This window comes from Mycetocola sp. Y442 (assembly GCF_056898615.1).
The window spans coordinates 233,457-257,221 of the sequence record NZ_JBXHBV010000001.1; the positions used below are offsets into that span (position 1 = coordinate 233,457).

23 protein-coding genes are annotated in these 23,765 nt (G+C 64.6%); 20 read left to right on the plus strand and 3 right to left on the minus strand.

Annotated elements, in window-relative coordinates:
* Nucleotides 1-51: 51 nt before the first annotated feature.
* A complete protein-coding gene (gene pknB / locus AC1X6S_RS01120) occupies nucleotides 52-1,986 on the minus strand; it encodes a Stk1 family PASTA domain-containing Ser/Thr kinase (RefSeq protein WP_483404003.1) in 1,935 nt (644 codons plus the stop codon).
* A gap of 109 nt (nucleotides 1,987-2,095) precedes the next feature.
* Complete coding sequence (locus tag AC1X6S_RS01125; RefSeq protein ID WP_483404004.1) at nucleotides 2,096-3,211, minus strand: LysM peptidoglycan-binding domain-containing protein; 1,116 nt, start codon at nucleotides 3,209-3,211, stop codon at nucleotides 2,096-2,098.
* A 158-nt stretch (nucleotides 3,212-3,369) separates the two neighbouring features.
* Between AC1X6S_RS01125 and AC1X6S_RS01130 the strand changes: the two genes are divergently transcribed.
* Nucleotides 3,370-3,702, plus strand: a complete 333-nt coding sequence (locus AC1X6S_RS01130; protein ID WP_483404957.1) for an Rv2175c family DNA-binding protein — start codon at nucleotides 3,370-3,372, stop codon at nucleotides 3,700-3,702.
* Between the two features lie 25 nt (nucleotides 3,703-3,727).
* Here the strand turns inward: AC1X6S_RS01130 and AC1X6S_RS01135 are convergent, their stop codons facing one another.
* Complete coding sequence (locus AC1X6S_RS01135) at nucleotides 3,728-4,834, minus strand: polyprenyl synthetase family protein (protein WP_483404005.1); 1,107 nt, start codon at nucleotides 4,832-4,834, stop codon at nucleotides 3,728-3,730.
* Between the two features lie 80 nt (nucleotides 4,835-4,914).
* On the opposite strand from AC1X6S_RS01135, the gene AC1X6S_RS01140 reads away from it, so the two are divergent.
* The 19 genes from AC1X6S_RS01140 (at nucleotide 4,915) to AC1X6S_RS01230 (ending at nucleotide 23,752) form a co-directional block, all read left to right on the plus strand.
* Entirely contained in the window at nucleotides 4,915-5,298 is a 384-nt protein-coding gene (locus AC1X6S_RS01140; protein ID WP_483404006.1) for a DUF3040 domain-containing protein, read from the plus strand.
* Nucleotides 5,299-5,681: 383 nt separating this feature from the next.
* The gene (gene mraZ / locus AC1X6S_RS01145; protein ID WP_108393140.1) at nucleotides 5,682-6,113 is read left to right on the plus strand and encodes a division/cell wall cluster transcriptional repressor MraZ; all 432 of its coding nucleotides are present in this window, start codon (nucleotides 5,682-5,684) and stop codon (nucleotides 6,111-6,113) included.
* Nucleotides 6,114-6,216: 103 nt separating this feature from the next.
* Entirely contained in the window at nucleotides 6,217-7,173 is a 957-nt protein-coding gene (rsmH, locus tag AC1X6S_RS01150; protein WP_483404007.1) for a 16S rRNA (cytosine(1402)-N(4))-methyltransferase RsmH, read from the plus strand.
* Nucleotides 7,170-7,757: a cell division protein FtsL gene (gene ftsL / locus AC1X6S_RS01155; protein ID WP_483404008.1), complete on the plus strand. Its 588-nt coding sequence runs from the start codon at nucleotides 7,170-7,172 to the stop codon at nucleotides 7,755-7,757. Before rsmH ends, ftsL begins: the two co-directional genes overlap by 4 nt.
* A 31-nt stretch (nucleotides 7,758-7,788) precedes the next feature.
* Nucleotides 7,789-9,573, plus strand: coding sequence for a peptidoglycan D,D-transpeptidase FtsI family protein (locus AC1X6S_RS01160; RefSeq protein ID WP_483404009.1), 1,785 nt, complete (start codon nucleotides 7,789-7,791; stop codon nucleotides 9,571-9,573).
* A gap of 79 nt (nucleotides 9,574-9,652) precedes the next feature.
* On the plus strand, nucleotides 9,653-11,068 hold the full coding sequence (locus AC1X6S_RS01165; protein ID WP_483404010.1) for a UDP-N-acetylmuramoyl-tripeptide--D-alanyl-D-alanine ligase: 1,416 nt from the start codon (nucleotides 9,653-9,655) through the stop codon (nucleotides 11,066-11,068).
* Complete coding sequence (gene mraY, locus AC1X6S_RS01170; RefSeq protein ID WP_483404011.1) at nucleotides 11,062-12,156, plus strand: phospho-N-acetylmuramoyl-pentapeptide-transferase; 1,095 nt, start codon at nucleotides 11,062-11,064, stop codon at nucleotides 12,154-12,156. Before AC1X6S_RS01165 ends, mraY begins: the two co-directional genes overlap by 7 nt.
* A gap of 2 nt (nucleotides 12,157-12,158) precedes the next feature.
* Nucleotides 12,159-13,676, plus strand: a complete 1,518-nt coding sequence (gene murD / locus AC1X6S_RS01175) for a UDP-N-acetylmuramoyl-L-alanine--D-glutamate ligase (protein ID WP_483404012.1) — start codon at nucleotides 12,159-12,161, stop codon at nucleotides 13,674-13,676.
* Nucleotides 13,645-14,859, plus strand: coding sequence for a putative lipid II flippase FtsW (gene ftsW / locus AC1X6S_RS01180; protein WP_483404013.1), 1,215 nt, complete (start codon nucleotides 13,645-13,647; stop codon nucleotides 14,857-14,859). Before murD ends, ftsW begins: the two co-directional genes overlap by 32 nt.
* A complete protein-coding gene (locus AC1X6S_RS01185) occupies nucleotides 14,856-15,932 on the plus strand; it encodes a UDP-N-acetylglucosamine--N-acetylmuramyl-(pentapeptide) pyrophosphoryl-undecaprenol N-acetylglucosamine transferase (protein ID WP_483404014.1) in 1,077 nt (358 codons plus the stop codon). The genes ftsW and AC1X6S_RS01185 overlap by 4 nt, the downstream gene beginning before the upstream one ends.
* Nucleotides 15,933-15,998: 66 nt before the next feature.
* Nucleotides 15,999-17,396, plus strand: coding sequence for a UDP-N-acetylmuramate--L-alanine ligase (gene murC / locus AC1X6S_RS01190; RefSeq protein WP_483404015.1), 1,398 nt, complete (start codon nucleotides 15,999-16,001; stop codon nucleotides 17,394-17,396).
* A 4-nt stretch (nucleotides 17,397-17,400) separates the two neighbouring features.
* Nucleotides 17,401-18,411, plus strand: coding sequence for a cell division protein FtsQ/DivIB (locus tag AC1X6S_RS01195; RefSeq protein WP_483404016.1), 1,011 nt, complete (start codon nucleotides 17,401-17,403; stop codon nucleotides 18,409-18,411).
* Between the two features lie 156 nt (nucleotides 18,412-18,567).
* The gene (gene ftsZ / locus AC1X6S_RS01200) at nucleotides 18,568-19,767 is read left to right on the plus strand and encodes a cell division protein FtsZ (RefSeq protein ID WP_483404017.1); all 1,200 of its coding nucleotides are present in this window, start codon (nucleotides 18,568-18,570) and stop codon (nucleotides 19,765-19,767) included.
* Nucleotides 19,768-19,770: 3 nt separating this feature from the next.
* Nucleotides 19,771-20,481 carry a YggS family pyridoxal phosphate-dependent enzyme gene (locus tag AC1X6S_RS01205; RefSeq protein WP_483404018.1) on the plus strand — a complete coding sequence of 237 codons (711 nt, stop codon included), beginning with the start codon at nucleotides 19,771-19,773 and terminating at the stop codon, nucleotides 20,479-20,481.
* A 37-nt stretch (nucleotides 20,482-20,518) separates the two neighbouring features.
* Nucleotides 20,519-21,025 (plus strand): cell division protein SepF, encoded by a 507-nt coding sequence (locus tag AC1X6S_RS01210; protein WP_483404019.1) that lies wholly within the window; start codon nucleotides 20,519-20,521, stop codon nucleotides 21,023-21,025.
* A gap of 7 nt (nucleotides 21,026-21,032) precedes the next feature.
* Complete coding sequence (locus AC1X6S_RS01215) at nucleotides 21,033-21,335, plus strand: YggT family protein (protein WP_483404020.1); 303 nt, start codon at nucleotides 21,033-21,035, stop codon at nucleotides 21,333-21,335.
* Nucleotides 21,336-21,595: 260 nt separating this feature from the next.
* Nucleotides 21,596-22,201, plus strand: coding sequence for a DivIVA domain-containing protein (locus AC1X6S_RS01220; RefSeq protein ID WP_483404021.1), 606 nt, complete (start codon nucleotides 21,596-21,598; stop codon nucleotides 22,199-22,201).
* A gap of 4 nt (nucleotides 22,202-22,205) precedes the next feature.
* Entirely contained in the window at nucleotides 22,206-22,832 is a 627-nt protein-coding gene (gene lspA / locus AC1X6S_RS01225) for a signal peptidase II (RefSeq protein WP_483404022.1), read from the plus strand.
* Nucleotides 22,832-23,752: an RluA family pseudouridine synthase gene (locus AC1X6S_RS01230; protein WP_483404023.1), complete on the plus strand. Its 921-nt coding sequence runs from the start codon at nucleotides 22,832-22,834 to the stop codon at nucleotides 23,750-23,752. The genes lspA and AC1X6S_RS01230 overlap by 1 nt, the downstream gene beginning before the upstream one ends.
* Nucleotides 23,753-23,765 lie beyond the last annotated feature (13 nt).

The window sequence follows — 23,765 nt, forward strand, 5'->3', positions numbered from 1 at the left end:
CGTGCGTACGGGTTTCGTGCATACCGACTGGCGCGTTCACCGCGCCGCCGGTTAGGGCGCTTCGAAGAGGTACGAGGTCAGCGTGACCGTCGCCCCGCGCTTGATCGCCGTTCCGCCGGCGGGATCCGACTGGTCGACGGTGACGAGCGGGAATCCCCAGTTCGTCTCGGCCACGTCGCTGATGACCTTGACCGTGAATCCAAGGTCCTCGAGTTCGGCCTTTGCCTCGGCGAGGACCTTCCCGACGACGTCGGGAACGGTGACGAGGTCTTCGCCCTTCGACACGACGAGGGTAACCGTGTCCGTGGCACGGATGATGCCATCGGGAAGCTCAGCCCTGATGACGACGCCCTTGGCGACGTCGTCGCTGAATTCTTCCCTGCTCTTGTCGGAGACGACGAGTCCGCGCGCGGTGAGGGCGCTCCTCGCTTCGTCCGGGCTCATGCCGCCAACCGAAGGGATCCCGCCGAGTGAGACGGCGAGGTTGATCGTCTCACCCTGGAGAATCTCGCCGCCGCCGGACACATCGGCTCCTGACGCGGCATCCGTCGCAGCGAGAACGACGCCATCGGGCACGTCGTCGTTGAATTGCTGGTCGATGCTTCCCAGGGTGAGGCGGTTGTCGGTGAGGAACGCTTCGGCATCGGCCAGGGGCATTCCGGCGAGTGCAGGAACAGTAACGGGCGCGCGGCCCAGCGATACGTTGACCGTGACGCTCGAGCCCTTGTCGACGAGGGCGCCGTCACCGGGGTCGGTGCTCGACACGAGACCGGCGGGCACGTCGAAACTGTATTCCTCGCCCTGCGTGACCGTGAGGCCCAGGTCGGTGAGGATCCGGGTTGCGTCTTCCGGGCTTTCGTTGACGACCGATGGCACCGAGACGTGCGAGCCGGGGCCCGCGGCGAAGTACCAGCCGGTGCCGCCGGAGAGCGCGGCGAGGAGGAGGACGAGTCCGAGGATCCAGTAACCCTTTGTCCGCCTCTTCGCCGTCACAGCGCTGAGGGTTGACACAGGGTTGGCAGGATCAACGGGATCCGTGCGCATCGAGGGTGATGTCAGGACCTGAGTAAAGCCTGCGGTGTCGCTCGCGGGCGGTGTCGCCATCACCATCGTCGCCTGGGTGCTTGCGGCGGTACCGAATCCGAGCTGCTTTTCTACCTCGCGGAGTCGTTCGAGCATTTCCCTGGCGTCGCTCGGGCGCTGATCGGGGGAACGCTCCGTTGCCCACAGGACGAGGTCGTCGAGAGCATCGGGCACGTCCGGGTTCACGGCGCTCGGCCTCGGCACCGACTCGTTGGCGTGCTGGTAGGCGATCTGCATGGGCTGTTCGCCCTTGTACGGCTGCTCGCCGGTGAGCATTTCGTACATCATGATGCCGAGTGCGTAGATGTCGCTTCTGGCGTCGGCGATGCCTCGCGTGACGAGTTCGGGGGAGAGGTATGCGATTGTCCCGAGCAGCGACTGGCCGGTCGCGGTGTTGGCACTCGCTGCGCGGGCAAGCCCGAAGTCGCTGATCTTGATGCGACCGTCGTCGGCGAGGAGGACATTCTCCGGTTTCACGTCCCGGTGGATGATGCCGGCGCGGTGCGCAGCAGCAAGGCCGCTTGTGACGGCATCCATGATGTCGATGACCTGGCGCGGAGTGAGCTTGCCGTGGTCGCGGAGCAGCTCCCTCAGGGTGATCCCCGGCAGGTACTCCATGACGAGGTACGCGAGGTCCGAGTCCTGACCCTGGTCGAACACACTCACCACGTGGGGGTCCGCGAGCCTCGCCGCGCTCCGCGCTTCCTGCACGAAGCGGTTGCGGAAGTTGCTGTCGTCGGCCAGGTGACCGTGCATGACCTTGATGGCGACGCGGCGCTCCAGCCGCAGGTCGGTGGCGAGGTAGACAGTCGCCATGCCGCCCCTGGCGATGCGCGAACGCACGTCATACCGGTCGTCGATGAGACGGCCGATAATCGGGTCGGTTTGCTGGCTGGTTGTCACGAACGAAAGTCTATGGAGGGTCGTGCCCGCGGCGCTGACAAAACACCGCAAGGCCCACTAATCATGGGCAATTCGTGACCCGATCGTAGTATTGCCCCCGCTGGCGCGATCAACCGAGCTCGGAGAGCCAGCTGCGTGCCGACGTCTCCCACTTCGCGTATGCGTCGGGGTGGGCAGACTTCTGCACGGCCTGGGCGGCGGCGCTGATGGGGAGCGACTGCCACCCGTCGATGTCGAGGAGCCCTGTCGTGAGCCCGCGGTTCGGGTTGACATGCCCCCCGAAGAACGCCTTGGTTGCGCGAACGGGATCGAGAGCCTGCTCGGCGGTGCCCCAGCCCATGCTCGGCCGCTGCTGGAACAGGCCGAGCGAGTCGCGGTCGCCGTGCTGAACGTTGCGGAGGCTCGATTCCTGCGCCGCAGTGACGAGCGCAATGACGATTCCGTGGTCACTCACCCCGATCGAGCGGGCGGTCGACACGATGATCGCGGCGTTCGACCGCATCTCGGCGGTCATCGGCGTGATGGCGGCTTCGGTCGGTGCAGCCGGTGCGGGCGGGGCGGTCGCTGGGGTCGGTGCCGCCGGCGCTGGGCTGCTGCCGGGAATGGCGAGGTCCTGGCCGGGATAGATGATGCTGGCCGAGCTCAGACCGTTGGCGGCGAACACCGCGGCAACGCTCACGCCGTGTGCCGAAGCGATACCGGACACCGTGTCGCCCGAGACGACGGTGTAGGTCGATGAGGATTGGGTGGGAGGGGCTGGCGCGGGCTGGGCGGCGTCCGGGCTCGCTGTCGCGCCGGTGAGGAGAAGTGTCTGGCCGGGAAAGATCATGCTCGACCAGCCGAGGCCGTTGAGTGCGAGGACGGATGCCGTTGCCAGGCCGAACTTCGACGCGATGCCCGAAATGGTGTCGCCGGACTCAACCGTGTACGTGGCGGGCGCTGCCTGGACGGCGAGAGGCGCCGGTGCGGCTTTCGGGGGAGTGGGAGCGGGGACGCTCGAGCGGGGCTTCGGCGACGACATCGGCGAGTGAGCGGCAGCGGGAAGGGCGATCTGCATGCTGGCGGCAAGCGACCCGGTCAGGACGAGCGGCAGGGTGAGATTGCGAGCACGACGGCGGCCAGCTGCGCGCGAATCACCAGCGCGCCCGGTTGGTGCCGGTTGAGCGGGCTCATCGATGGTGGGCAGATTCTGGGAAAGCAGGTGAGGCGCTGGTGGCAACGACATGGAATGACCCCCGTTCGTGTGGCATCCGGTTCATACGGTCCCATACATCTGTGTCGGGAGTCAATCACCGTGACGGATGTGAAGGCTGTGAACCGTGAACTCATGGGCCCGGGGTGAGATCGATCGACGTGACGTGGCAGACTCATACCGTGACGAACATGTTTCCTGAGCGACAGTGGCTGACCCTTCCCGACCTCGCCGAAGCGCTCGGGGTGACCCAGAGCCGCATCCGTAAGCTGATCGAGGAACGCCAGTTGCTCGCCGTCAAGCGCGACGGAGTGCTGAGCGTCCCCGCCGATTTCCTTCGCGACAACGAGCCGCTGAGTGAACTTCGCGGAACGCTCTTCGTTTTGGCCGACGCGGGCTTCCGCGACGACGACGCCATGCGGTGGCTCCTCGAGGAAGAAGAGAGCCTCCTGGCGGCTCCGATCGATGCGCTGCGCGCCGGTCGCAAAGCCGAGGTGCGTCGAGTGGCTCAGGCTCTGGCCTGAGCCTGCCTGCGGCGTGCTGGCTCGTTCAGTAGGTGCGCCTGGTAACGGCATCCGCCAGTTCACGGAGCTGGCCGGTCGCCGTCGCCGAAAGTGGCGCAGCGTCGAGTGCCGCGATGGCACGAGCCACATTACTGTCGATCATGGCTTCGACCTCTTCGACCGCTCCTGATTCGCGGATGGTTGCCTGAAGCGAGGCAATCTGGGAATCGTCGAGGTCAGGGTCGCCGAGCAATTCGTCGAGGATGTTCCTGGCTGGTGCAGGGATCGACGCGCGGGTTCGCGCGATGAGTACTGTGCGCTTGCCCTCTCGCAGGTCATCGCCGCTTGGCTTGCCCGTCACCGCGGCATCGCCAAAGACGCCGAGCAGGTCATCCCTGAGCTGGAAGGCGACGCCGAGGGGCAACCCAAACGCCCTGAGCGATGAAAGCTGCGCTGGCGTTGCTCCGGCGAGGAGGCCCCCGAGCGCGAGCGGGCTCTCGATGCTGTACTTCGCGGACTTATAGATCAGGACCTGCTGTGCGCGGGTCAGCTGCGAGCTGTCGTCGTGAGAACGCCACGCACGTTCCTCGAGGATGTCGAGGTACTGGCCTGCCGTGACCTCGGTTCGCATCCTGTTGAACTCCGCCCTGGCACTCCGGGCAACGGGCCTCGAGCATCCATCCAGTGCTTCATCGAGGAGTTCATCGCTCCAGCCGAGAAGCAAATCGCCGAGGAGCGTCGCTGCCGCCCGACCGTACTCTGCACCGTCCCCGGCCCACGCACCGTCCCTGTGCAGTTGCTCGAAGCGACGATGGGCGCTCGGCGCGCCCCTCCTGGTGTCGGAGTTGTCGATGATGTCGTCGTGGATCAGCGCGGCGGCATGGAAAATCTCGAGCGCACTCGCGGCCGAAACCACGTCAGCAACCGACGCACGACCGTCGTTGGCATCGCCGTCGGACGAATCCGCAACGCTCTGCCAGCCCCAGTAGCAAAAGCGGGCCCGGAACCGCTTCCCACCGCTGAGAAATTCCCTAGAAAAGGAGGCAAAGGGATCGAGTCCTGACCCGACCTGGGCGAGAATTGACTCCCGCGATGAAATGAACTCACCGATCCGAGACTGGACAAGGTCGTTCAGGTTGGCGGTTTCATTCACACAGCTAGCCTAGCCATCCGCGCAAGGCTAGAATCGACAGGGATGAACCTGCGTCGCACCCGAAGTTGGAGGGGAACATCATGCCACTGTCTGAACAGGAGCAACGGCTTCTCGATGAGATGGAGCGCAACCTCTACAGGAACGACGCTGATTTCGTATCGACCGTCGGAAACCGTAAGGGCCGCCCGAGTTATCGCAACATAGCGATCGGCTGTGTCATCACGATCGTCGGTGCTGGAGCGCTCATCGCCGGCGTGATCCTGCAGCAGCCCATCGTCGGCATCATCGGATTCGCCGCCATGCTCGCCGGCGTGATGTTTGCCATTGCCCCAGGCAAGGGCGATGCCGGGTCAGAGCCTCACTCCGCGTTCCCCGCATCGGGCAAACGCTCACAGTCTGCGGCATCCGCATCGTTCATGGATCGAATGAACAATCGCTGGGACAAGCGCCAGGACGAAAACTGACGAAAACTCAGGCTGCGCTGAGAGCCTGCGCCTGAGCGGACGAGAGTCCCACCCACGCTAAGGGCCGACCATCTGGTCGGCCCTTTTTTCGTGCCCTTTTCGCTGCTCCACCGCGTCCTCCACTGCGCTCCACCCTCCACCGACGCCCGCGCTCATCGTGCGGTCATTCGCGGTTCCCTGCGGAAGACATCCGCCAGTGGCGCTCATCATGCGGGTGCAGCGCCGGATTTGACTCCACTTCCCTCCACCTCAGCGTTCGTTGCAAATTCAGGCCGGTTTGCGAGAAAAAACCCGAATAGAGCACTATTTCCGACAAACGTGGTGCAAAGTGGAGTAAAGTGGAGTCAACCTGATGCTTGGCCGGAACGAAGGGGGATGTGCCGATGTTTCTTGGCACGTATGCCCCCAAACTCGACGAGAAGGGCCGCATCATCCTTCCCGCGAAGTTCCGGGACGAGCTCGCCGGGGGAGTGGTAATGACCCGCGGCCAGGAGCACTGCGTGTACGTGTTCAGCACCCGTGAGTTCGAAGCGCTGCACGACAAGATCCGCCAGGCACCGGTAACGAGCAAGCAGGCCCGCGATTACCTCCGTGTGTTCCTCTCCGGAGCCAGCGCGGAGACACCGGACAAGCAGAACCGGATCACGGTTCCCGCCTCCCTCCGGAGCTACGCGGGTCTCTCGCGTGACCTCACGGTCATCGGCGCCGGAAGCCGGGCCGAAATCTGGGACACCGAGGCCTGGGAAAAGTACCTCGAAGAGCAGGAAGCTGCATTCGCCGACACCGCAGAGGAGGTGATTCCTGGATTGTTCTAGTCCCTGAGCTCTGACTCCCAGCCGTTCGCTCGCCCTGGCACACTTCCCCGGTGCCAGGTCGGAATGGATGGGGATCAGGATTCAGGGGCAGTCCGGAGAAGCTATGGAATTCAACAACATTCACACACCGGTCATGCTGGAGCGGACCATCGAATTGCTCGGCCCTGCGGTGTCACAGCCGGGTGCCGTCCTCGTCGATGCCACGCTCGGTATGGGAGGCCACGCCGAGGCATTCCTCGAACGCTTCCCCGAGCTTCAGCTGGTCGGGCTTGACAGGGACCTCGAAGCCCTCGCGATTGCCGACGAGCGGCTCAAGCGTTTCAGCGACCGGTTCCACCCGGTTCACACGGTCTACGACGGAATCGCCGAAGCCCTCGACGGTCTTGGCTTCGCCGAGGCAAACGGCATCCTGTTCGACCTCGGGGTGTCCTCGCTGCAGCTGGACCGGACCGAACGCGGCTTCTCGTACTCCCAGGACGCGCCGCTCGACATGCGCATGGACTCGACGAGCGACCTGACGGCCGAGACCATCCTTGCCACATACCGGGAGGGTGACCTCCGGAGGATTTTCGAAGACTACGGCGAAGAGAAGCTCGCAGGGCGGTACGCACGCAAGATCGTTGAAGCACGGCAGGTCGAACCGATTACCCGCTCGGGACAGCTCGTCCAGTTGCTGCAGGACGCAACGCCGGCGGCACTCTCGCGGGGCGGCCACCCGGCCAAGCGCGTGTTCCAGGCACTTCGCATCGAGGTGAACACCGAACTCAGCGTCCTGAGGCGCGCGATTCCCGCGGCCCTCGGCACGCTCGCCGTCGGGGGACGCATCGTGGTGCTCTCCTACCAGTCCCTCGAAGACCGGATTGTGAAGCGCGACCTCGCCGCAGCGAGCTCGTCCACCTCTCCCGCAGACCTGCCGGTCGAGCTGCCGGAGCACAGCGCCCGTTTTCGGCTACTCGTGCGCGGCACCGAGATGGCGACAGAAGAAGAAAAAGAATCGAACCCGCGAGCGACGCCCGTCCGCTTGCGCGCAGCTGAACGACTGAAAGCGGAAAACTCATGAGTGCGAACCTGGCGACGACGTTTCCGGCGACTCTCCCCGGCGTTCCGCACGGCATCCCGACGACCCGGCCTCTCCGCGCGGTCCCCGCGAGTGACGCCCGCCGCGCTCGGCCGAAAATCGCGTACGCCGTCGGTGCCGTCACCGGCGTGCTCGCCATCGTCGTCACCCAGTTGCTCCTGAGCGTGGGACTCAGCCACGGCGCCTACGAGATTTCCGCCCTCACCAAGCAGCAGACCCAGCTGACCTGGCAGAAGCAGGCCGTGACCGACGACCTGCTCGAGGTGTCTTCCCCGCAGTTCATCGCGGCCAACGCTCAGGCTCTCGGCATGGTCATCAGCGGCACTCCCGCTTACCTCCGGCTTTCCGACGGCGGCATCGTCGGGGTTCCCGCCGCCGGCACCGCGGAGAGCAGCGTCCCGGTCGGCGCATCGACGCTCGTCGCCAACTCGCTCATTACCGACCTCCCTCTCGTCACAGTTCCCGACCAGGTTGTCGATCCAGCGGGTGCTGGCGTGGCAGACCCTGACGCGCCTGCGGCCCCCATATCGTTGGATAACGGGATCCCGTCGCCTCAAACCCACTAGACGCCGGGCATAGGTGCGAAGGACGAACTCAGTGAAACACTCGCTCTCGACGCGACGCAGGGTGGCGGCAGCCATAGTCTGCGTGATCGCCATCGTCGGCGTCTTCGTCGTCAGGCTCATCGACATCCAGGTCGTTCGCGCCAGCCAGCTCGTCGGCGATTCTCTCGCCAAAACCTCGAGCGAGGGAACCATCTACGCCCCTCGTGGGTCGATCGTGGACACGAACGGGACGACCCTCGCGGGGAGCGTCACCCTCTTCGACGTCACCATCTCGCCCAAGGACGTTGACGAGTTCAAGCGAACCTCGGAAGACGGCACGACGTCGACCGTCACCGTTGAACAGGCGATGGGCGAGATCGGCGCTGTCACGGGCCAGAGTGCTGAGGAACTGCTCGAGATCGTCGACAGCGCGCTGGCCGCCGATGCCTCGAGCAACTTCGCTTACCTGATCAAGGGTGTCGAGTACGACACGTACCAGGAGCTGCTTTCGCTCAAATCGTCGGGCATCTGGTGGATCTACCCGAAGCAGACCGCCGGCAGGACCTATCCGAACGGCGCGGTCGCCGGTGGGGTCGTCGGCTACGTCGGAAGTGACAATGCCGGTCTCGGCGGCCTCGAACTCGCCAAGAACAGTTGCCTGACGGGCGTGAACGGCCAGCAGGCCTACCAGAGAAGCAAGGATGGCGTTGCGCTGCCCGGCACCACGACGACCACCAAGGAGCCGGAACCGGGCGGCGAACTGAAGCTCACGCTCGACGCTGACCTCAACTGGTATCTCCAGCAGCTCGTGGCATCGCAGGTCCAGGCGCAGCAGGCGGCGTGGGGCACCATCACGGTCACAGAGGCAAAAACCGGCAAGATCCGTGCCATCGCCGAGGCGCCTTCTCTCGACCCGAACGATGTCACCGCGACGGCACCTGACGACCGCCGATCCCGAGTCTTCCAGAACCGGTTCGAGCCTGGTTCTGTGTTCAAGCCCCTCACCGCCGCTTCGCTCATCGACGCGGGCCTGGCAACGCCGGCATCACAGGTCGTCGCCGACTACCGGTACAAGCCGTCCAACGGGGCAAGCATCAAGGACGCGCTTCCTCACGAGCGGCAGCAGCTCACTCTCGCCGGAGTGCTTCAGACGTCGTCGAACACGGGAACGAGCCAGTTGGGCGAGAAACTCAGCCCGGAGAAGCGTTACAACTACCTCGACGCTTTCGGCATCGGCCACAAGAGCGGCATCGATTTCCCGGGGGAGCAGAAGGGAACACTTCACCCCTGGCAGGAGTGGGACAACCAGACGTACTACACGACCATGTTCGGCCAGGGCGTCGACGTCACGGGTATCGAGCTCGCCGGTGCATACCAGGCGCTCGGCAACCTCGGCGAAAAGCTCCCGCTGCAGCTCGTCGAAGGATGCAGCTACCTGGACGGCACCGTTACCGATGTGCCGGAACCAGCCAAGCCGGAACGGGTGATCTCCGAGGAGGCCGCCCTGCAAACCCTCGGAATGATGGAGACCGTCGTCACCGAGGGGTTCTGGTCTGAGGAGCTTGAGATTCCCGGGTACCGCGTTGCGGCGAAGTCCGGAACGGGCGAGCAAATCATCGGCGGTATACTTCAAGATACGTTCTACTCATCCATGGCCGGCGTCGTACCGGCCGACGACCCTGAATACGTCGTTACTGTGACCCTGAAAGACCCGCTCTTCAAGCGTTCTTCCGCGGCAGCAGCACCCGTTTTCAAGGAAGCCGTCCTCCAGGTGATCAAGAAGTACGGACTCCCACCCTCCACAACACCCGGCGCCGACTACCCGGGCTACTACTAACCCCCGTGCGCGAGGCCACAGCCAGTCTCGCGCCTGTGGCACCAGCAAATGCTCTCGTGTGCCTGAAAGATAATTCCCTATGATTCGATTGACCCTGTCCGAGATCGCCGATCGGCTGTCCGGCGTCCTTCACCTCGATGGGACGCCCGCCGCCCCGGACACAACAGTCGACGGGCCCGTCGAAACCGACTCCCGCGAGATCGTGCCAGGCGGGATCTTCGTCGCCAAGCGCGGTGACGACACCGACGGCCACCTCTTCGTGGGTGCGGCCGTCGAGCGCGGTGCTGCCCTGGCCATTGTCGAGCACCCGGTGTCCGACGCGATCGCCCAGATCGTTGTCTCGGATGCGGTTGTCGCGCTCGGTGAACTCGCTCGGTTCGTTGTTGAGCGCGTTCGCGCGGCTGGCGAACTCACGGTGATCGGGATCACGGGGTCAAACGGCAAGACGACCACAAAGAACATGCTCGAACGCATCCTCTCGGCCGAGGGCGAGACGGTTGCGCCGATCCGCTCCTTCAACAACGCCGTTGGAGCACCGACCACGATGCTCAGGATCAGTGAGTCCACGAGATACCTCATCGTAGAAATGGGGGCGAGCGGGATCGGGCACATCGCGAAACTCGTCGCCATGGCAAAGCCCGACATCGGGGTGGTTCTCAAGGTCGGCCTTGCCCACGCCGGCGGGTTCGGCGGAATCGAGTCGACGCTTCGGGCGAAGACTGAGATGGTCAGTGACCTCGACGAAAACGCGGTAGCGATCCTCAATGCCGACGATTCCCGCGTCGCGTCAATGGCGGAAAAGACCAGGGCTCGCGTTGTGTGGTTCGGGCAGGAGGACACCGCATCCATCCGGGCCACCGACGTTGCCGGAACCCGGACGGGAACGAGCTTCACGCCGCACGTTCCCGGCGAGGCACCGGTCAGGATCACACTTCGCGTTCTCGGTGAGCACCACGTGTCGAATGCCCTCGCGGCCATCGCCGTCGCGTCGACGCTCGGAGTCCCGCTCGTTCGGAGCGCCGCGGCACTCGAGACTCTGACGCGAGCTGAACGCTGGCGCATGGAGGTTCTCGGCGGCAAGGATGACGTCACGATCATCAACGACGCGTACAACGCCAGTCCTGACTCGATGTCCGCGGCGATCAAGACTCTCGCGCAGATCTCAGAACCGGGAAAGCGCACGATCGCCGTCCTCGGCGCGATGAGCGAACTCGGCGAGTTCGCCGGCGATGAGCACGACAGAATCGGGCTGCAACTGGTCAGGCTCAACATCTCCCGGCTCGTCGTCGTCGGTCCTGACGCGCGCCGGATGCACATCAGTGCCATCAATGAAGGCTCGTGGGACGGTGAGAGCGTGTACTTTGGCGATATGGATGCTGCTTACGACTACCTCGCTGCAGAGATCATCCCCGGAGATACTGTCCTCGTGAAATCGTCAAACTCGGCCGGCCTGCGGTTCCTCGGCGACCGGTTGGGAGCACTGTACTCGTGGTAGCACTTCTTACGGCGGGCGCCCTCTCGATGGCCTTCTCGCTCTTTCTTACTCCGGCGTTCGTCAAGCTCTTCCACAAGCTCCAGTGGGGTCAGTTCATCCGGGATGACGGTCCCAAGTCGCACCACGCCAAGCGTGGTACTGCGACGATGGGTGGCATCGTCATCATCGCTGCGACCCTGTTCGGCTTCTTCACCGCCATGATCATCACCGGTGATGCGATCAGCGTGTCGTCGCTCCTCGTGCTGTTCATGATGGTCGGACTCGGTGTCGTCGGGTTCATCGATGACTTCACCAAGACGCGCAAACAGCGCAGCCTGGGTCTCGGCGGCTGGGCCAAGGTGTTCGGCCAGGTCATCGTCGCGGTCATCTTCGGCGTCCTCGCCATCAACTTCCCGAGCGCCGAGGGAGTAACCCCGGCTTCGACAGCCATCTCCGCCACTCGCGATCTCCCGATCAACCTGATGATTCTCGGACCGGTCATCGGTGTCGTGCTCTATCTGCTGTGGACGAGCTTCATCGTCACCGCCACATCGAACGGCGTGAACGTCACCGACGGCCTCGACGGACTGGCCACTGGGGCATCGATCCTCGCCATCGGTTCGTACGTCATCATCGGTTTCTGGCAGTACAACCAGTCCTGCTTCGGTGCATCGCTCGCCGACGAGGTGGCGTACAAGTGCTACGAAGTGCGGGATCCGCTGGCTCTCGCCATCGTCGCCGCTGCCATCTGCGGATCGCTCATCGGTTTCCTCTGGTGGAACACATCGCCGGCACAGATCTTCCTCGGTGACACGGGATCACTCGCGCTCGGAGGAGCGATCGCCGCGCTGGCAATCCTCACCCGCACCGAACTGCTCCTCGTCCTCATCGGTGGTCTCTTCGTCATCGAAACCGGGTCAGTGATCGTCCAGCGGGCGTACTTCAAGATCACCCACGGCAAGCGGATCTTCCGGATGAGTCCGATCCATCACCACTTCGAGCTCAAGGGGTGGGCTGAGGTGACTGTCGTGGTCCGGTTCTGGATTGTCGGCGGCCTGCTCTGCGCCGCCGGCGTCGGAACGTTCTACCTCGAATGGATTCTGCGCTGACAATGACTGATCGCCTGAACACACTCACGAGCTGGCACGCCGACTGGACGGGGCTGCGCGTCGCGGTACTCGGCCTCGGTGTGACCGGGTTCGCCGCGGCGGATACCCTGGCCGAACTCGGTGCCGACGTGCTGGTGCTCGCGCCCGCCGGTCCGGACGAACGCGCGGGACTCATCGATGTGATCGGTGCGCGTCTCGTTCAGGCCGACCTCACGGTTGTGCCGCCGGAACTCGAGGACCACCGTCCAGAGGTCGTCATCGTCTCGCCCGGGTTCCACCCCGACCACCCGCTCCTCGAGTGGGCCAACTCCAGCGGCGTTCCGGTGTGGGGCGATATCGAACTCGCCTGGCGGGTCAGGGACAAGGTCGGCACGCCGGCCGAGTGGCTGCTCGTGACCGGCACAAACGGCAAGACCACGACGGTCCAGCTCGCGGCCGCCATGCTGGCGCAAGCGGGCCTCAGGGTGGCCCCGTGCGGCAATATCGGTGTGCCTGTGCTCGACGCCGTTCGTGATCCGCAGGGCTTCGACGTCTTCGTCGTTGAGCTCTCCAGCTACCAGTTGCACTATCTGGGCGGCCAGGCCGGACCGGACTTCGTCACGCCGTATTCGAGCGCGTGCCTCAACATCGCCATGGACCACATCGACTGGCACGGGTCGTTCGAGGCATACGTGGCGGCAAAGGGCCACGTCTACGATCGCACCAGGGTTGCCTGCGTCTACAACAAATCCGATGGCCGCACCGAAGCGCTCGTGCGCGATGCCGAGGTAGCCGAGGGCGCGCGCGCCATCGGGTTCGGCCTCGGCGTTCCCGGCCCGAGTGATTTCGGCATCGTCGACGGCATCGTCGTTGACAGGGCCTTCCTTGAGGAGCGGTTCTCGTCCGCGCTCGAGATCACCACCGTGGATGACCTCGCCGCCGCGGGACTTGCTGCGCCGCACATCGTCCAGAACGTGCTCGCCGCGAGCGCTCTCGCCCGATCGTTCGGCGTGACGCCAGCACAGGTTCGCGAGGCCCTCACCGACTTCCGCCTTGACGCTCATCGGATCCAGCCGGTTTTGACCAGGGGCGAAATCAGCTGGGTCAATGACTCGAAGGCGACCAACCCGCACGCGGCTGACGCCTCTCTCGGCGCATACCCGTCGGTCGTCTGGATCCTCGGCGGACTGCTCAAGGGCGTCGATATCAGCGACCTCGTCGCGCGGCACAGTGACCGGCTCCGCGGAGCCGTGATCATCGGCAAGGACCGGAGTGCGGTTCTCGCTGCATTCGAGCGACACGCGTCCCACGTCCCCCTGCTCGAGGTGGACGCAGACAACACTGAAGATGTCATGCCCCGTGCCGTCGAACTGGCATCGGAAATCGCCGTTGCGGGTGATGTGGTGCTCCTCGCACCTGCCGCGGCGTCGATGGACCAGTTCGCCGATTACGCGGAACGTGGACGACTGTTTGCGGATGCTGTACGCCAGCGATGGGAAGGTGAGGCTGATGACCGCCCCACCAACCGACCGTCCGCGTAGCGAAGAGACCGGCGCCAGGAGCTCACGGGTTCGACTGGGCGCGCAGATCCGCCCCGAATCCAGCACCTACCTCCTCGTCCTCTGCACCACTGTCTTTCTCGTCGGTGTCGGGCTCGTCATGGTCCTCTCCAGTTCGTCTGTCGATTCGTTCCTCGACAACAAGGGCTTCTTCGGCGGTTTCTGGAAGCAGGCGACGTACGCGCTCATCGGCATCCCGCTCATGCTGGTTATCTCGCGGATACCCGTGCGGTTCTGGAAGAAGTGGGCCTGGCTCGCCCTGTTCGGTGCGCTGATCCTCCAACTCCTGGTTTTCACGCCCCTCGGCATCTCCGAGGGCGGAAACCGCAACTGGATCGCGATCGGCCCGATCAACGGACAGCCGTCCGAGTTGCTCAAGCTCGCGCTGGCGGTGTGGCTCGGGTTTATCCTCGGCAAGAAGATCAACCTGCTCTCCGACTGGAAGCACGCCCTCATCCCTGTTGTCCCTGTGTCGGCGCTTGCCCTCGGCCTCGTGCTCGGGGGTAAGGACCTCGGAACCGTCGTGATCATGGCTGGCATCGTCATCGGTGCGATGTTCTTCGCGAACCTCAAACTCCGATATGTGCTCGTCCCCGTGCTCGCGGGCATTGCACTGTTCACCGTCATGGCGCTTATCAGCCCCAACCGGATGGCGCGCATCCTGACGTTCCTCGACGAGGAGTGCGCTGACTACGAGAACCTGTGCTGGCAGCCGCTTCACGGCACCTGGGCGCTGGCAAACGGGGGAGTGTTCGGACTGGGGCTCGGAAACTCGCGAGAGAAGTACTCCTGGCTGCCCGCAGCATCCAACGACTACATTTTCGCCATCATCGGGGAGGAACTCGGTCTCATCGGCGCGACCGTCGTCCTGGGCATGTTCGTCCTTCTTGCCGTGTCGTTCGTACGAGTGATCCGGGCGAGCTCCGACCCCTTCGTCCGGATCACCACGGGCGCGATCCTGGTCTGGATCATCGGTCAGGCCTTCGTCAACATCGGGGTCGTGCTCAGGCTGCTGCCCGTCCTCGGCGTCCCTCTTCCTTTCATCTCAGCGGGAGGGACGGCACTCCTGACGTCCCTCTGCGCCGTCGGGATCGTGCTGTCATTTGCGCGTGAGCAGGCGGCGAAACCTCGATTCACCCAGGCAGGGGAGCACTACACACGATGACTAATTACCTACTCGCAGGCGGAGGAACGGCCGGTCACGTCAACCCGCTCCTGGCGATTGCGGATGCCATTACCGAGCGTGAACCCGACGCGAAGATCCTCGTGCTTGGAACGAAGGAGGGCCTCGAGGCGAGGCTCGTCCCTGAACGCGGTTACGAGTTGCTGACCATCGAGAAGGTCCCGTTCCCCCGCCGCGTGAACAAGGCAGCTGCCCGATTCCCCGCGCGCTTCTCGCAGGCCGTATCGAGCGTCGTCGACATGCTTTCGACGCACGAGATCGATGTCGTCGTCGGCTTCGGCGGCTACGCCTCAGCTCCGGCCTATCTCGCTGCCAAGCGGGCCGGGGTCCCTCTCGTCATCCACGAGGCAAACGCGAAGCCTGGCCTCGCCAACCGCCTCGGCGCCAGATACACCAAGTTTGTCGGTGTCGCTTTCCACGGCACGAGGCTGCGGAATTCCCGGTTCGTCGGTATGCCGCTTCGCCGCGAGATCGAACGGCTCGACCGTGACGCTGCCAGGAAGGAAGGCAGGGAGGTCTTCGACCTCGCCGATGACCGCCCGACACTCCTGGTCACCGGCGGCTCGCTCGGTGCACGCAAGGTCAACCAGACGATCTACGATTCCCGCGACGCCATCATCGCCGCGGGTTTCCAGATCCTGCACATCATCGGTGACAAGTCCGAACTCACCGACCCCGGAACCCGCCACTACCGGATGGCGCAGTACTGCGACCGGATGGACCTCGCTCTCGCGGTTGCCGACTTCGCCGTCTCGCGTGCCGGCGCCGCGACGGTTTCCGAACTGAGCGCCCTTGGCATCCCAGCGGCGTACGTGCCGTACCCGGTCGGAAACGGCGAGCAGCGCTACAACGCGGCCGACGCCGTCAACGCCGGTGGCGCGGTCATCGTGCTCGATTCGAAGTTCACTCCCGAGTGGGTGTCGTCCTCGCTGATTCCGCTCATGACCGACCGGATGCGCGTCCAGGACATGGCCGTCCAGTCGCGGCTGATGGGAACCCTCGAGGGATCGACACGGATGCTTGCCCTCATCCGCGAGGCCCTCGGGACCTCCTGACTCCCAGCCCACAGGCTTACACTCGACCTGCCGATGCGGCAGCATAACCACACCAGGAAGCACACAGTGATCAAACCCGACTTCACCATCGAGATTCCCGAAGAACTCGGAACCGTCCATTTCGTTGGTATCGGCGGATCCGGAATGAGCGGCATCGCCCGACTCTTCCTCGCAGCAGGACACACAGTCACCGGGTCAGACGTGCGTGACTCGGCGAACATCGAGGCGCTTCGCGGACTCGGCGCGAAGATCGCGATCGGGCACGATGCTGCGAATGTCGGCGACGCCGACACCCTCGTTGTGACGAGCGCGCTCTGGCCGACCAACCCCGAATATCTCCTCGCCAGGGAGCGCGGGATTCCCATATTGCACAGGTCACAGGCACTGGCCTGGATCATCAACGGCAAGCGGCTCGTTGCCGTGGCGGGGGCACACGGCAAGACCACCTCCACCGGCATGATCGTTACCGGTCTCCTCGGACTCTCCGAGAGCCCGAGCTTTGTGAACGGAGGCGTCATCGAATCGCTCGGCGTTTCGAGCGCAGCGGGCAGCGGTGACCTCTTCGTCGTCGAGGCTGACGAATCAGACGGCTCCTTCCTGCTGTACGACACAGCTGTGGCCCTCATCACCAACGTTGACGCCGATCACCTCGACCACTACGGCTCGTTTGAAGCGTTTGACGACGCGTTTGTGACGTTCGCGCAGAACGCCTCAGAGTTCGTCGTCATCTCGTCAGACGACCCCGGCGCGGTCCGTGTGACGAAGAAGCTCACTGACAAGCGGATCATCACCTTCGGTGAGAGCCCGGATGCCGACGTCCGCGTTTCCTCGATCAGCACAGAGGGTCCTGTGTCCTTCATCGTGAGCTACGAGGGGCAGGACAACGGGGCAACGCTCCGCGTCCCCGGCAAGCACAACGCCATCAACGCCGCCGGCGCGTTCGCCGTTCTTGTCGGCCTGGGGTTCGGCGCCTCTGAGTCCCTCGCTGCGATCGCCGAATTCGGCGGCACCGAGCGCCGCTTCGAGCTTCACGGCGCCGTCGATGGCGTGAGCGTCTATGACGACTACGCCCACCACCCCACAGAGGTCGCAGCCGCGCTGTCAGCGGCGAGGACGGTTGTCGGTGAGGGGCGGATCATCGCGGTGCACCAGCCGCACCTGTACAGCCGAACCCGGCTCATGGCCGGCGAATTCGCCGAGACGCTCGAGTCGCACGCCGACGAGACCGTCGTCCTCGACGTCTACGGCGCGAGGGAAGATCCGGAGCCGGGCGTCACCGGCGCGCTGGTGTCGGAGAAGTTCCAGGACCCGGAGAAGGTCAGGTTCATTTCTGACTGGCAGGAAGCGGCCGACTACGTCGCGTCGATCGCGCGGCCGGGTGACTTCGTCATCACCCTCGGCTGTGGTGACGTGTACCGCATCGTCCCGCAGCTCCTCGGTTCACTGACCGCGTCACGGGGCTAGCTTCATGAAGCGCCCAGCGGGTTTTACCCCACAGCGACCGGCGAACCCGCCACGAGCCACCGGGGCTGAACGCGGTCCCGGTGCTGACGGTGCTGCCGGTCGTGCCGGGAATGCCGGGCGTGATGACACCGGCTCGGCCAGCGACGCGGGTCGTGCGCGGGATGCCAGGGGAGCCACAGCCACTCCCATCCCGCTGTTCACGGCCGACGGTGAAAAGAAAGACCCGGCGGCGGGCGGCGCCGGCATCGGGTCAGCTGGCGGTTCGGGTAATACTCTCCGTGAGGCGCAGAAGCTGCGCAAGCGGCTCGAGCGCGCGGAGGTCAAGCGCTTCACTGCTGGCTCCCGCAGGGTGCGCCGCAACTGGCTCATCGGGATCGGCAGCATCGTCGTTCTCGCTCTCGCCGCTGTGGTCGCCGCGTACACTCCTCTGCTGTCCGTGCGGGAGATCCAGGTCGAGGGAGCGTTCCTCGTCAATTCCGACGCCGTCGTCGACGACCTGTCGAGCCAGCTCGGTTCGCCGTTCCCGCTCGTCGACGACACGGCCATCAAGGCAGCCCTGGTGACGTACCCGCTGATCGAGTCATATTCGATCCAGGCCCGGCCGCCGTCGACGCTCGTGGTTCGGCTCGTTGAGCGCACCCCGGTCGGCGCCCTGGCGACAGCCGACGGGTTCTCGGTCGTCGACGCCGCCGGAGTCGTCATCGCTGATTCGGCGACGAGGCCGCCGAACTACCCGCTGATCGCTGTCGATGGGGGCTCGGACGCAGACGGTTTCACAGCTGCCGCCGCAGCTCTTCGCAGCATTCCGGCAGAGTTGCTCGCCACTGTCGATGAGGTCACGGCGACGACAAAGGACGACGTGACTTTCACCCTCCGCGACAGCGAGGCGACGGTTGTCTGGGGGAGTGGGGACGAGTCGAAACTCAAGGCATACACGCTCACCAGACTCATGGCATCCCAGCCGGGTTTTGACGTCTACGACGTCAGCTCCCCCTCTGTCGCCGTCGTGCGCTGACCCCGCGCCACGGTCAATTTCCGCGCCGGTTCCCCGACACGCGGGACAGGTCCCTGTGCCGGACTGATCTGGCCCTAACGTCAATCACAAGAAATGCATACTGAGCATAACTTTAAACCTTAACCTGAGGTTGAGGGTTCTCACCGGAGGCCGGACGTGACTACAAACCAGAACTACCTTGCCGTAATCAAGGTCGTCGGCATCGGCGGCGGCGGCGTCAATGCTGTCAACCGAATGATTGAGCTCGGCCTTCGCGGCGTCGAGTTCATCGCCATCAATACCGACGCACAGGCGTTGCTCATGAGCGACGCAGACGTCAAGCTCGACGTCGGACGCGAGATCACCCGCGGTCTCGGCGCCGGAGCGGACCCCGAGGTCGGCCGTCGCGCCGCCGAGGACCACGCTGAAGAAATCGAAGAAGCACTCGCGGGGGCCGACATGGTCTTCGTCACCGCCGGTGAGGGCGGCGGAACCGGTACCGGAGGCGCTCCCGTCGTCGCCCGGATCGCCAAGTCCATCGGTGCACTGACGATCGGTGTCGTCACGAAGCCGTTCGGCTTCGAAGGCCGTCGTCGCCAGGCTCAGGCCGAACTCGGCGTCGCGAAGCTCAAGGAAGAAGTCGACACGCTCATCGTCGTGCCGAACGATCGTCTCCTTGAGATCAGCGACCGCGGCATCAGCATGCTCGAGGCGTTCTCGACCGCCGACCAGGTGCTCCTCGCGGGTGTTCAGGGCATCACCGACCTGATCACGACACCAGGCCTGATCAACCTCGACTTCGCCGACGTGAAGAGCGTCATGCAGGGTGCCGGTTCCGCCCTCATGGGTATCGGTTCGTCGCGAGGCGCTGACCGCGCCATCAAGGCGGCGGAACTCGCTGTCGCGTCTCCCTTGCTCGAGGCATCGATCGAGGGCGCACACGGTGTTCTCCTGTCGATCCAGGGTGGCTCCAACCTCGGAATCTTCGAGATCAACGACGCCGCCCGCCTGGTCCAGGAAGCTGTGCACCCCGAGGCGAACATCATCTTCGGTGCCGTCATCGACGACACTCTCGGTGATGAAGTCCGGGTAACGGTTATCGCCGCCGGTTTCGACGGTGGCGAACCACCGTCGCGTGCGGGCGAGTCGGTTCGTGACGCCGTCATCACAACCGGTGGCGTCATGACGAGCGCTCCAGCGGTCGCCGCGGCCCCCTCGTCGAGCGCCGGCGCCGAGAAGGCTGCCAGCGGAGCTGTGCTCACCGAGGCGCCCCAGACCTGGCGCGTCACCGAGGAGTCGCTGTCCACCCCGCCAGCGGCCGCTGACCCGGCTTTTGCGGACGAGGACGAGCTCGACATTCCCGACTTCCTCAAGTAGGAAATGACCTCCGAGAACGAACAGACGCTCGGCCAGCTCTCGCTGGCCGAGCGTCTGGCGTCCGTGAAGAGCGGAATCGGCGATGCGCTTGCCGAAGCAGGCCGGACCGGTGCCGAGATCACCACAATTGTCGTCACCAAGTTCCACCCGGCGACGCTTGTCGAGGAGCTTTACCGGCTCGGAGTGCGCGACTTCGGTGAGAACAGACACCAGGAGGCCTCGCTGAAGGCCGCCGAACTCGCGCGGCTCACAGACCTCAACTGGCACTTCGTCGGGCAACTGCAGTCAAAGAAAGCCCGGCAGGTGAGGCAGTATGCGAGCGTGGTTCATTCCGTCGACCGCCCCGCGCTCGTGACAGCGCTTGCGACCGACGAGAGCGTTCCGGCGTTGCCGTGCTTCATCCAGATCAACCTGACCGACGACGCCGCACGCGGGGGAGTAGCGCCCTCGGGTCTTGAGCCACTCGTCGAGCAGGTCCTTGACGCTCCCGGGCTCGAGCTTCTTGGCGTGATGGCTGTCGCGCCGGTCGGCGGTGAGCCTCGCGAGGCTTTCGCTCGCCTCCGGGAGTACTCGGAGCGGGTCGTCGCCCTTCAGCCCGCTGCGTCCCATATCTCAGCGGGAATGTCACACGACTATCGTGAAGCCCTCCTCGAAGGCGCGACACACCTTCGCATTGGAACGGCAATCACGGGTATCAGGCCAACAGACGGTTAATGTTCATAGAGAAGGAACCGCACAAACGGAGGTAGCGATGTCCAACCCCCTGAAGAAGACCATGGTCTACCTTGGCCTCGCAGACGACGATCTTGAGTACGAAGCCCGGGATACCGCTGCGCCCCAGGCCGCACCGGCCGCGCAGAGCTCAGGCACGAGTGCCGCGAGCACACCGGCATCGACGCCGACCCCCGTCGCGAATCGAGCGCCGGTCACCCCGCTGCGCCGCCCGACGGCAACAACGCAGGCTGCACCCACTGAGCTCAACGAGATCCTCACTGTGCACCCCAAGCAGTACCGCGACGCGCAGGTCATCGCCGAGACGTTCCGTGACGGCGTTCCCGTCATCATCAACCTCTCGCAGATGAGCGAGGGCGACGCCAAGCGCCTCATCGACTTCGCGAGCGGACTCTCACAGGGTCTCTACGGAAAGATCGAGCGCGTGACGAGCAAGGTGTTCCTGCTCTCACCCCAGCACGTTGCAGTGCTCGGGGATGCCGGTGGAGCTGCTGCGGCAGAATCCACCTTCTTCGCTCAGCAATAATTGACGGGTGGACTCCGTTCTTTCTCTGATTCGAAACATCCTGTACTTCGCGCTGCTGCTTTACTTCTTCGTGATGTGGGCGCGATTCGCACTCGACCTTGTGCGCACTTTCAAGCCCCGCTGGCGGCCCGAGAAGTTCGTCCTCGTCGTCGCCGAGCTGGTGTATTCGCTGACCGATCCTCCCATTCGGTTCTTCCGGCGAATCCTTCCGCCGATCCGGATGGGTGCGCTCGCACTCGATTTCGGCTGGAGCATCACGATGCTCTGCGTGATCATTGCGATGACCCTGGTCAACGTCATACTTCGCTGAGAGTTTTTCTGCGGGTACAGGCCCCGGTTATGTGCCACCGACGGTGATCGCCGCGCTCGTGCTCACAGCGCCGTCCGCAGTCGTTGCCGCGAGCACGCGCCGGTCCGGCTCCGGTCCTGCGCCGGGAGCGGTCATAGCGGTATCCTGAAACGCACGTGTCCTTCATCGCTTCGATCCCAGCTGAACCGCCGGGGACTTTGCTAGCGTAGGCACGTCCATTCGAGCCAAACCGAGCCAAAACAAGTAAGAGGTGGGAAGCCATGGCGCTAACTCCGGAAGATGTTGTCAACAAGCAGTTCCAGCAGACCAAGTTCCGCGAGGGATACGACCAGGACGAGGTCGACGACTTCCTCGATGAGGTCGTCGTCGAATTGCGGCGTCTGCTCCAGGAGAACCAGGAACTTCAGGCCAAGCTCGAAGCCGCCGGTTCCGACTCGGGCGAGCGTCCGGCTGAGGCCGCTGCAGCCCCGGCTCCGGTAGCCGCACCTGTTGCTCAGGCCGCACCGGCACAGGACGACTCTGAGTCGTCCTCGAGCCTGCTCCAGCTCGCCCGTCGCCTGCACGACGAGCACGTCCGCGAGGGTGCCGAGAAGCGCGACGCTCTCATCGCCGAAGGACACGCGACAGCCGCTCGCGTCGTCGCCGAGGCCGAGGCCAAGCAGCGTGCCCAGATGAACATCCTCAACGAGGAGCGCGCAACCCTCGAGAAGAAGATCGACGGACTCCGCGAGTTCGAGCGCGAGTACCGCCAGAAGCTCCGCGGTTACATCGAGAACCAGCTCAAGGAACTCGACGCAGACGGCGGGCCGAGCGCACAGGGAACCGGTTCCGGTTTCGCGTCAAGCGCCGAAAAGTCCAACGTCTAAGGTTTTGCCCAAGACACCAGCTGGTTCTCCCAGTGTTCGAGCGCTCGTCGTTCTCGCGGTCATCGCGGGAACGGCGCTCGCGCTCGATCAATTCACCAAATACCTCGTCGTTTCGAACCTGCCGCTCGGTGAGCGGGTCAGTGTCGTCGGCGACGTGCTGTTCTTCCAGTTCGTGAAGAATCCGGGTGCGGCGTTCTCGCTCGCCGCCGGCAGCACCTGGATCTTCTCCATCCTCGCGACCGCGGTCACAATCGCGATTCTGGTTCTCGCGAGGAAGATCCGTTCTCTCGGCTGGGCCGTTGTTTTCGGGTTGCTTCTCGGCGGCGTTCTCGGCAACCTCACCGACCGGTTTTTCCGCGAGCCGTCGTTCGGCCTCGGCCACGTCATCGACTTCATCTCGACGCCGTGGATGATGCCAGCGATCTATAACGTCGCCGACATCTGCATCGTCTCGAGCATGGGGCTCTTCATCATCCTGACCCTCCGCGGTGTCAACCTCGACGGCACCCGCACGGTCAGCGTCAAGGACGAGGCGGATGCCACGCCAGCGGGCGAGCAGGACGGTTCCCCGCACGAAACCGCGCGCGCTGTCGAGACGCCGGTTTCCGGCCCGAACCACACAGCTGCCTGATGGAAACCCGCAGCCTCCCCATCCCTGACGGGCTTGACGGTTCCCGCGTCGACGCCGGTCTCGCCAAGGTCCTCGGCTTCTCCCGGAGCTTCGCCGCCGAAGTCGCCGAGGCGGGTGGCGTGATGATCGACGGGCGGACCGTCGACAAGTCGGATCGCCTCCGCGCCGGAGGCTGGCTCGAGGTGTCATGGGCGCCCCGGCAGGAGCCTGTCGTCGTTCCTCAGATCGTGTCCGACCTGAGGGTCGTCTACGACGATGACGACATCATCGTGGTCGACAAGCCGACCGGCGTCGCCGCCCACCCCTCGGTGGGCTGGACCGGGCCAACCGTTCTTGGCGCCCTTGCCGGCGCCGGGTACTCAGTGGCGACGTCCGGCGCCACGGAGCGCGCCGGTATCGTCCACCGACTGGATGTCGGCACAACAGGACTCATGGTCGTTGCCAAGAGCGAGCGGGCGTACACGGCGCTCAAGCGTGCGTTCCACGACCGGGAGGTCGAGAAGGTCTACCACGCGGTCGTACAGGGGCACCCTGACCCGCTCGCCGGCACCATCGACGCGCCGATCGGACGCCACCCCAGGCACGACTGGAAGTTCGCGGTCACCGCAGAGGGCAAGCCGTCGGTGACGCACTACGAAACACTTGAAGCGTTTCCGAGCGCTTCGCTGCTCGAGATCCACCTCGAATCCGGCCGCACCCACCAGATCCGGGTACACATGGCCGCTCAGCGGCATCCGTGCGTCGGGGATCCTCTCTACGGCGCAGATCCCACGATTTCCGCTCGACTCGGGCTCACCCGACAGTGGCTGCACGCCCGCCAGTTGTCGTTCACGCACCCGGGCACGGGGGAGTGGGTCACCTTTACTTCCGACTACCCGGCGGACCTCCAGCACGCACTCGATGTCCTCCGCGAGGATTAGGCTTGTAGTCCAG

Excerpts from the sequence above, each read along its gene's own strand:
- rsmH (WP_483404007.1), top strand. The coding sequence starts at position 6,217 with ATGGAATTCAACAACATTCACACACCGGTCATGCTGGAGCGGACCATC.
- AC1X6S_RS01210 (WP_483404019.1), top strand. The coding sequence starts at position 20,519 with ATGTCCAACCCCCTGAAGAAGACCATGGTCTACCTTGGCCTCGCAGAC.
- AC1X6S_RS01205 (WP_483404018.1), top strand. The coding sequence starts at position 19,771 with ATGACCTCCGAGAACGAACAGACGCTCGGCCAGCTCTCGCTGGCCGAG.
- AC1X6S_RS01125 (WP_483404004.1), bottom strand. The coding sequence starts at position 3,211 with ATGTCGTTGCCACCAGCGCCTCACCTGCTTTCCCAGAATCTGCCCACC.
- AC1X6S_RS01195 (WP_483404016.1), top strand. The coding sequence starts at position 17,401 with ATGAAGCGCCCAGCGGGTTTTACCCCACAGCGACCGGCGAACCCGCCA.
- AC1X6S_RS01165 (WP_483404010.1), top strand. The coding sequence starts at position 9,653 with ATGATTCGATTGACCCTGTCCGAGATCGCCGATCGGCTGTCCGGCGTC.
- ftsL (WP_483404008.1), top strand. The coding sequence starts at position 7,170 with ATGAGTGCGAACCTGGCGACGACGTTTCCGGCGACTCTCCCCGGCGTT.
- mraZ (WP_108393140.1), top strand. The coding sequence starts at position 5,682 with ATGTTTCTTGGCACGTATGCCCCCAAACTCGACGAGAAGGGCCGCATC.
- AC1X6S_RS01130 (WP_483404957.1), top strand. The coding sequence starts at position 3,370 with ATGTTTCCTGAGCGACAGTGGCTGACCCTTCCCGACCTCGCCGAAGCG.
- ftsW (WP_483404013.1), top strand. The coding sequence starts at position 13,645 with ATGACCGCCCCACCAACCGACCGTCCGCGTAGCGAAGAGACCGGCGCC.
- AC1X6S_RS01230 (WP_483404023.1), top strand. The coding sequence starts at position 22,832 with ATGGAAACCCGCAGCCTCCCCATCCCTGACGGGCTTGACGGTTCCCGC.
- AC1X6S_RS01220 (WP_483404021.1), top strand. The coding sequence starts at position 21,596 with ATGGCGCTAACTCCGGAAGATGTTGTCAACAAGCAGTTCCAGCAGACC.
- murD (WP_483404012.1), top strand. The coding sequence starts at position 12,159 with ATGACTGATCGCCTGAACACACTCACGAGCTGGCACGCCGACTGGACG.
- AC1X6S_RS01140 (WP_483404006.1), top strand. The coding sequence starts at position 4,915 with ATGCCACTGTCTGAACAGGAGCAACGGCTTCTCGATGAGATGGAGCGC.
- AC1X6S_RS01185 (WP_483404014.1), top strand. The coding sequence starts at position 14,856 with ATGACTAATTACCTACTCGCAGGCGGAGGAACGGCCGGTCACGTCAAC.